Source organism: Bradyrhizobium sp. SHOUNA76 (assembly GCF_023006445.1).
GTDB lineage: Bacteria > Pseudomonadota > Alphaproteobacteria > Rhizobiales > Xanthobacteraceae > Bradyrhizobium.
The window spans coordinates 1-6,587 of the sequence record NZ_JALBHA010000375.1 but is presented as its reverse complement, the minus strand read 5'-3'; the positions used below and the strand labels follow the sequence as shown (position 1 = coordinate 6,587).

Sequence of the window (6,587 nt, the reverse complement as noted above, 5' to 3'; positions counted from 1 at the left end):
CGGAGACCGCAGCACCCGAGGAGGAGCCGCCCGGCACATGGCCCGCGGCCCGGTTCCAGACACCCTTCGGCGTGCCGTAATGCGGATTGATGCCGATGCCGGAATAGGCGAACTCGGTCATGTTGGTGCGCCCGATCACGACGAACCCGGCCTTGCGCAAGCGCGCTACCGTCACGGCATCCTGCTCGGCCGGTGGGGAATCGTCGAGCGCGCGCGAGCCGGCGCGCGTCACCTGTCCCTTGATGTCGAACAGATCCTTGATCGAGATCGGGATGCCGGCGTAGCGCGACGGCGCCGCCTTGGCCTTGCGAAGGCCGTCCATCGCGTCGGCGGCCGCGAGCGCGGCGTCCTTGTCGACATGGATGAAGGCGCGCTGGCCCTCCCCAGTGGGATCGGCGATCCTGGCGATACAGGCCTCGACCAGCTTGCGGGCGGTGGTGCGGCCGCTTTCGAGGTCCTCGGCGAGCTTCGCCAGTGTCGGAAATTCGGGCATGTCTGTCTCACGGAATATTGTCGCGCGCAATCTATAGCGCTGCCTCAGTTCGACACAAGCATTGTGCGCATGATGGCATGCATGCGTATTGCTGGACCGTTGACGCACCATGGTCGATTGTCGCATCAAGATCGAAACAGGCAGGCGTGAAGCCTGTCTCTTGGAGGAGCCGCCGAGATGGCCGAACCGCAGCGCGCGCGACCGAAACCGACGCCGGAGACCCAGCATTTCTGGGACGGCACGAAGGCGGGCGAACTGCGCCTGCAACGCTGCGACGCCTGCGCGCATGTCTACTTCCCGCCGCGCCCGTTCTGCCCGTCCTGCGCCTCGCGCAAGGTTTCAGTCTTCAAGGCGAGCGGCAAGGGCTTCCTCTACAGCTACGTGATCAACCATCGTCCCGCCGCGCCCGGCTTCACGCCGCCTTATGCGATCGCGGTGGTCGAGCTCGACGAGGGGCCGCGCTTGATGAGCAACATCATCGACTGCCCGCAGACGCCGGAAGCGCTCGAGCTCGACATGAAGCTCGAGGTCGCCTTCCAGGCGCTCGACGACAAGATCACCCTCCCCGTCTTCCGTCCGGCGAAGGGGTAGACCATGCGCAGCAACCAGGTTGCCGTCGTCGGCGCGGCCGAGACCACCGAGCTTGGAATCATCCCCAACGCCTCGCAGCTTCAGCTTCACGCCGATGCGGCGCTCAATGCCATCGCCGATGCCGGGCTGAAGCTGTCCGATATCGACGGCTTCGCCACCGCGGTCGAAACGCCGCAGCAGGTCTGCCATTATCTCGGCATCAAGCCGACCTGGGTGGACGGCACCTCGGTCGGCGGCTGCTCGTTCATGCTGCACGTCCGCCACGCGGCCGCGGCGATCGAGGCCGGCCTGTGCAAGACCGTGCTGATCACGCATGCCGAGAGCGGCAAGTCGATGATCGGCAAGCTGCCGCGCTCGACGCCGGCCGACAGCCTCAACGGCCAGTTCGAGGCGCCCTACGGCGTCTACGGTCCGCCCAGCATGTTCCCGATTCCCGTGCTGCGCTTCATGAAGACCTACGGCATCACGCACGAGCAGCTGGCCTCGGTCGCCGTGGTGCAGCGGGAATGGGCGGCGAAGAATCCGCGCGCGATGATGAAGGACCCGATCACCGTCGCCGACGTGCTCAACTCGCGCATGATCGCCTATCCGTTTCGCCTGTTGCAGTGCTGCCTCGTCACCGACGGCGGCGGTGCGCTGATCCTGACCTCGGCCGAGCGCGCCAGGGATTTCCCGCGCAAGCCCGTCTACATCATGGGCACCGGCGAGAGCGTGGAAACGCCGATGGTCAGCCAGATGGAGACCTTCAATTCCTCGCGCGCGTTCAAGACCGCGGGGCCGCTGGCCTTCAAGGAGGCCGGCATTGCGCACGGGGATGTCGACCATCTCATGATCTACGACGCGTTCGCGCATCTGCCGCTGTTCGGCCTCGGCGATCTCGGCTTCATGCCGCATGAGGAGACCGGCAAGTTCATCGCGGATGGCAACACGCGCCCCGGCGGGAAGTTGCCGCTCAACACCAATGGCGGCGGATTGAGCTACATGCATTCGGGCATGTATGGCATGTACGCGCTGCAGGAGAGCGTGCGGCAAATGCGCGGCATCGCGCCGGCGCAGGTGCCGAATGCGAGGATTTCGGTGTGTCACGGCGTCGGCGGCATGTTCGCCGCGAGTGGCACGATCGTGTTTACGAACGAGAAGTAACGCACCGTCATTCCGGGGCGCGCGCAGCGCGAACCCGGAATCTCGAGATTCCGGGTCTGGTGCTTCGCACCATCCCGGAATGACGGGCACAACAGGAGGCACCCACATGAGCAAATCACTGCAGGACAAGGTCATCATCGTCACCGGCGCAGGCCGCGGTATCGGGCGCGAGATCGCGCTGCTCTGTGCGGCGGAAGGCGCCAAGGTCGTCGTCAACGATCCCGGCGGCGCCTCCGACGGCGCCGGCGCCAACGCGGCACCGGCCGAAGAAGTCGTCGAGGAGATCAAGAAGCGCGGCGGCACTGCGGTCGCCAATTTCGAGTCGGTCGCCGAAGCCATCCCCGCCAGCAAGATCGTGAAGACCGCGACCGACCATTTCGGCCGGCTCGACGGTGTCGTCAACAATGCCGGCATTTTGCGCGACATGATCTTCCACAAGATGAGCGTGGAGGCGTTCGAGGCCGTCATCAAGGTCCATCTGATGGGCTCGTTCTACGTCAGCCACGCCGCCGCGCGCATCTTCCGCGAGCAGGAGTCGGGCTCCTTCGTGCACTTCACCTCGACTTCCGGCCTGATCGGCAACTTCGGCCAGGCCAACTACGCCGCCGCCAAGCTCGGCATCGTCGGTCTTTCCAAGTCGATCGCGCTCGACATGGGCCGCTTCAACGTCCGCTCCAACTGCGTCTCGCCGTTCGCCTGGACCCGCATGATCGGTACCATCCCGACCGAGACCGAGGCGGAGAAGGCGCGGGTCGAGAAGATCAAGCAGATGGGACCGGAAAAGATCGCCCCGCTCTGCGGCTATCTGATCTCCGATTCCGCCAAGGACGTCACGGGCCAGATCTTTGGCGTGCGCATGAACGAGATCTTCCTGTTCAGCCAGAACAGGCCGATCCGCTCGGTGCAGCGGGCCGAAGGCTGGACGCCGCAGTCGATCGCCGAACACGGCATGCCGGCGCTGAAGGGCTCGTTCTACAAGCTCGACCGCTCGGCCGACATCTTCACCTGGGATCCCGTGTAGGGATCCCGTCCAGCCGCATTTCCGGCATCCCTGCCCTGCGATCTCTGGTTGTCTCGGCCGGAGATCGCCCCGCTTTACGCCCGAATGCGGGCGAATGGTGCCCTCCCAACGCAACTTTGGGAGGAAACCATGACAAGAATAGTGACCAACTCCGGCGACACCGCTGTAACGAGCGGCCTCGGCCGCCGGACTCTCCTCAAAGGCACGGCGGCTCTCGCGGCCACTGCCCTCGCCTCGCGCGCCGAGGCCCGCGACTTCGGCGCCAATGCCGAGCCGCAACGCTATCCCGACCCTGATATCGTCGCCATCGACCCCAAGCGCTTCAAGGCCAAGGTCGGCAACACCGCGATCAAGCGGCTCTATACCGGCTGCCTCTGGGCGGAGGGGCCGGCATGGAATGCGCAGGGGCAATATCTCGTCTGGAGCGACATCCCGGCCAACCGGCAGCTTCGCTATCTCGACGACGACGGCCACATCTCCGAGCAGTTCCACAAACCGTCGAATGAGGCCAACGGCAATTCGTTCGACACCGAGGGACGCCAGCTCAGCGCCGAGCGCACGCGCCTTGTCCGCTACGAGCATGACGGCTCGACCACGACGCTGGCCGAGCAGGCCAATGGCAAGCCGCTCAACGGCCCGAACGACATGGTCGTGCATCCAAACGACAAGGCAATCTGGTTCACCGATCCCGGTTACGGCGCGATCAGCATCTACGAGGGCAAGCTCGCCAATACCGGCTCGCTGCAGCCGCATCAGAAGGAAGCGGTCTATCGCCTGGACCCCCAGACCGGGCAGGTCGCGAAGGTCGCGGACGAGCCGTTCAAGCCCAACGGCATCGCCTTCAGCCACGACTACAAGAAGCTCTATGTCTGCGACACCGGCATCACGCATTATCCGCAGGCCGAGAATGTGGTGTGGTCCTACGACATCGACGGAGCCAAGCTCTCGAACCCGAAGCGGCTGATCGACATGAAGCTCGAGGGCAAGTCGGGCTTCCCCGACGGCCTGCGCGTCGACACCGAAGGCAATATCTGGGTCGGTGCCGGCTGGGTCGGACCCGGCTATGACGGCGTGCAGGTGTTCGCACCGAACGACGGCGCGCGCATCGGGCAAATCCTCCTGCCCGAGACCTGCGCCAATGTCTGCTTCGGCGGCAGGAAGCGCAACCGCCTGTTCATGACCGCGAGCCAGTCGCTGTATGCGGTCTATGTGGAGACGCAGGGGGCGCATTTCTGTTGAGTGCAGACTGTCATTCCGGGGCGATGCGAAGCATCGAACCCGGAATCTCGAGGTTCCGGGCTCGCCCTTCGGGCGCCCCGGAACGACGGGATGAGATCAACCGGTATTCCGCAACCCCGCCGAGATCCCGTTGATCGTCAGCTGAATTCCGCGCAGCACCTGCTCGTCCGGGTTCTGCGCGCGGTGCTCCCTCAGCAGCTCGACCTGCACGTGGTTGAGCGGATCGAGATAGGGGAAGCGGTGGCGGACCGAGCGCTCCAGCAGCGGATTGCCCTGCAGCAGCCGGTCCTGCCCCATGATGTCGAGCAGCGTCTCGATGCAGGAATGCCATTCGCGGCGGATGCGGCCGAAGATCTTTTCGCGCAGGGCTTCGTCCGGCACGAGCTCGGCATAGCGCGAGGCGATCGCGATCGAGCTTTTCGCCAGCACCATGTCCATGTTCGACAACAGCATGCGGAAGAACGGCCATTCCTTGTAGAGCTCTTTCAGGAACGGCATGCCCTTTTCGGGATGATCTGCGATCCATTGCTCGACCGCGCTGCCAAAGCCGTACCAGCCCGGCAGCATCAGGCGGCATTGCGCCCAGGAGAACACCCAGGGAATCGCGCGCAGATCCTCGATCGCACGGGTCTTCTTGCGCGAGGCCGGACGGCTGCCGATGTTGAGCGTTGCGATCTCGTTGATCACGGTGGAGGCCCAGAAATAATCGACGAAGCCGTCAGTCTCGTAGACGAGGCCGCGATAGGCCTTGAAGGCGAGGTTCGACAATTCGTCCATCGCGGTCAGATATTCCCGGCGCGGCGCGCTCTGGCGCGGATTGAGCAGGCTCGCTTCCAGCGTTGCCGCGGCGAGAATCTCCAGATTGTTGCGGCCGACCTCGGCGTTGGAATATTTCGACGAGATGATCTCGCCCTGCTCGGTGATGCGGATCTGCCCGTTCACCGCGCCGCCCGGCTGGGCGATGATGGCGTCATAACTCGGACCGCCGCCGCGGCCGACCGAACCGCCGCGGCCGTGAAACAGGCGCAGGCGCACGTGGTGGCGCTCGAACACCTCGACGAGACCGATCTCGGCCTTGTAGAGCTCCCAGCCCGAGGTGACGAAGCCGCCATCCTTGTTGCTGTCGGAATAGCCGAGCATGACCTCCTGCACGCTGCCGCGGCTGTCGACGAGGCGTCGGTAATCGTGCAGCGACAGCATGCGGTCCATGATGCCGCTTGAGGCTTGCAAATCCTCGATGGTCTCGAACAGCGGCACGATGTTGATGGCGCTGCGGCCGGAGGGATGGACGAGGCCGACCTCCTTCAAGAGCACCGCGACCTCGAGCATGTCGGACATGCCCTTGCACATCGAGATGATGCATTGGGGAATGGCGTCCGAGCCGAACTTGGCATGCGCCTCCGCGGCCGCATGGAACACGTTGAGCTCGCCCATGGTCTCGTCGCTGTACTTGACGAAGGGCGAGACCAGCGCGCGCGTCGAGCGCAGCTCGTTCGTGAGCAGCGAGATGCGGGCATCCTCGCCGAGCGCGAGATAGGACATGCCGGGGTTGGCGGCATCCATCAGCTCGGCGATGGTGCGTTCGTGCACCGCCGAGTTCTGGCGGATGTCGAGCCGGGCGAGATGGAAGCCGAAACAATCCACCGCGCGCCGGAGCAGCCGCAGCCGGCCGCGGGCGATGACGCGCGCATTGTTGGAGATCAGCGAGCGGTGCAGCACGTCGAGATCGGCCTGCAGCTCCCTGACGCTCCCGTAAGGCGCGCCCTTGCCGACCGGCCTGCGCGTGATCTCGACCTCGAGCATTTCGGCCGTCGCGGTCAGGCGCGCATAGATGCCTGACACCGCGAGGCGATAGGGCTCGCCGCTCCGGTGCGGTGAGGTATCCGGCGAGCGCTCCGCCAGGTTACGCAGCTCCTCGGAGACGTCGGCCAGATGGGCCGCGATCGACAGCTCCGAGCCGAGCACGTGCAGCTCGTTGAGATAAAACTGCATGACACGGCTCGACTGCAGCCGCAGCGTGCCGCGCATGACGTCGGCGGTGACGAAGGGATTGCCGTCGCGGTCGCCGCCGATCCAGCTGCCCATGCGCAGGAACGAGGC

Annotated in this window: 6 protein-coding genes; 4 read left to right on the top strand and 2 right to left on the bottom strand. The window is 65.1% G+C overall.

Annotation, left to right across the window (positions count from 1 at the left end; translation table 11 throughout):
• Positions 1 to 493, bottom strand: a 493-nt coding sequence (locus tag MOV74_RS27980) for an amidase family protein (RefSeq protein WP_246929827.1), incomplete at its 3' end; no start/stop codon positions are given.
• A 177-nt stretch (positions 494 to 670) separates the two neighbouring features.
• Between MOV74_RS27980 and MOV74_RS27975 the strand changes: the two genes are divergently transcribed.
• From MOV74_RS27975 to MOV74_RS27960, 4 genes are all read left to right on the top strand, one after another.
• Positions 671 to 1,084 carry a Zn-ribbon domain-containing OB-fold protein gene (locus MOV74_RS27975; protein ID WP_246929826.1) on the top strand — a complete coding sequence of 138 codons (414 nt, stop codon included), beginning with the start codon at positions 671 to 673 and terminating at the stop codon, positions 1,082 to 1,084.
• A 3-nt stretch (positions 1,085 to 1,087) separates the two neighbouring features.
• Positions 1,088 to 2,227 (top strand): thiolase C-terminal domain-containing protein, encoded by a 1,140-nt coding sequence (locus MOV74_RS27970; RefSeq protein WP_246929825.1) that lies wholly within the window; start codon positions 1,088 to 1,090, stop codon positions 2,225 to 2,227.
• 106 nt (positions 2,228 to 2,333) lie between these two features.
• Positions 2,334 to 3,248, top strand: a complete 915-nt coding sequence (locus MOV74_RS27965) for an SDR family oxidoreductase (RefSeq protein WP_246929824.1) — start codon at positions 2,334 to 2,336, stop codon at positions 3,246 to 3,248.
• Positions 3,249 to 3,377: 129 nt separating this feature from the next.
• Complete coding sequence (locus MOV74_RS27960) at positions 3,378 to 4,487, top strand: SMP-30/gluconolactonase/LRE family protein (RefSeq protein WP_246929823.1); 1,110 nt, start codon at positions 3,378 to 3,380, stop codon at positions 4,485 to 4,487.
• Between the two features lie 96 nt (positions 4,488 to 4,583).
• Here MOV74_RS27960 and ppc read toward each other — a convergent pair.
• Positions 4,584 to 6,587: phosphoenolpyruvate carboxylase (ppc, locus tag MOV74_RS27955; protein ID WP_246929822.1), on the bottom strand; the 2,004-nt coding region annotated here is incomplete at its 5' end.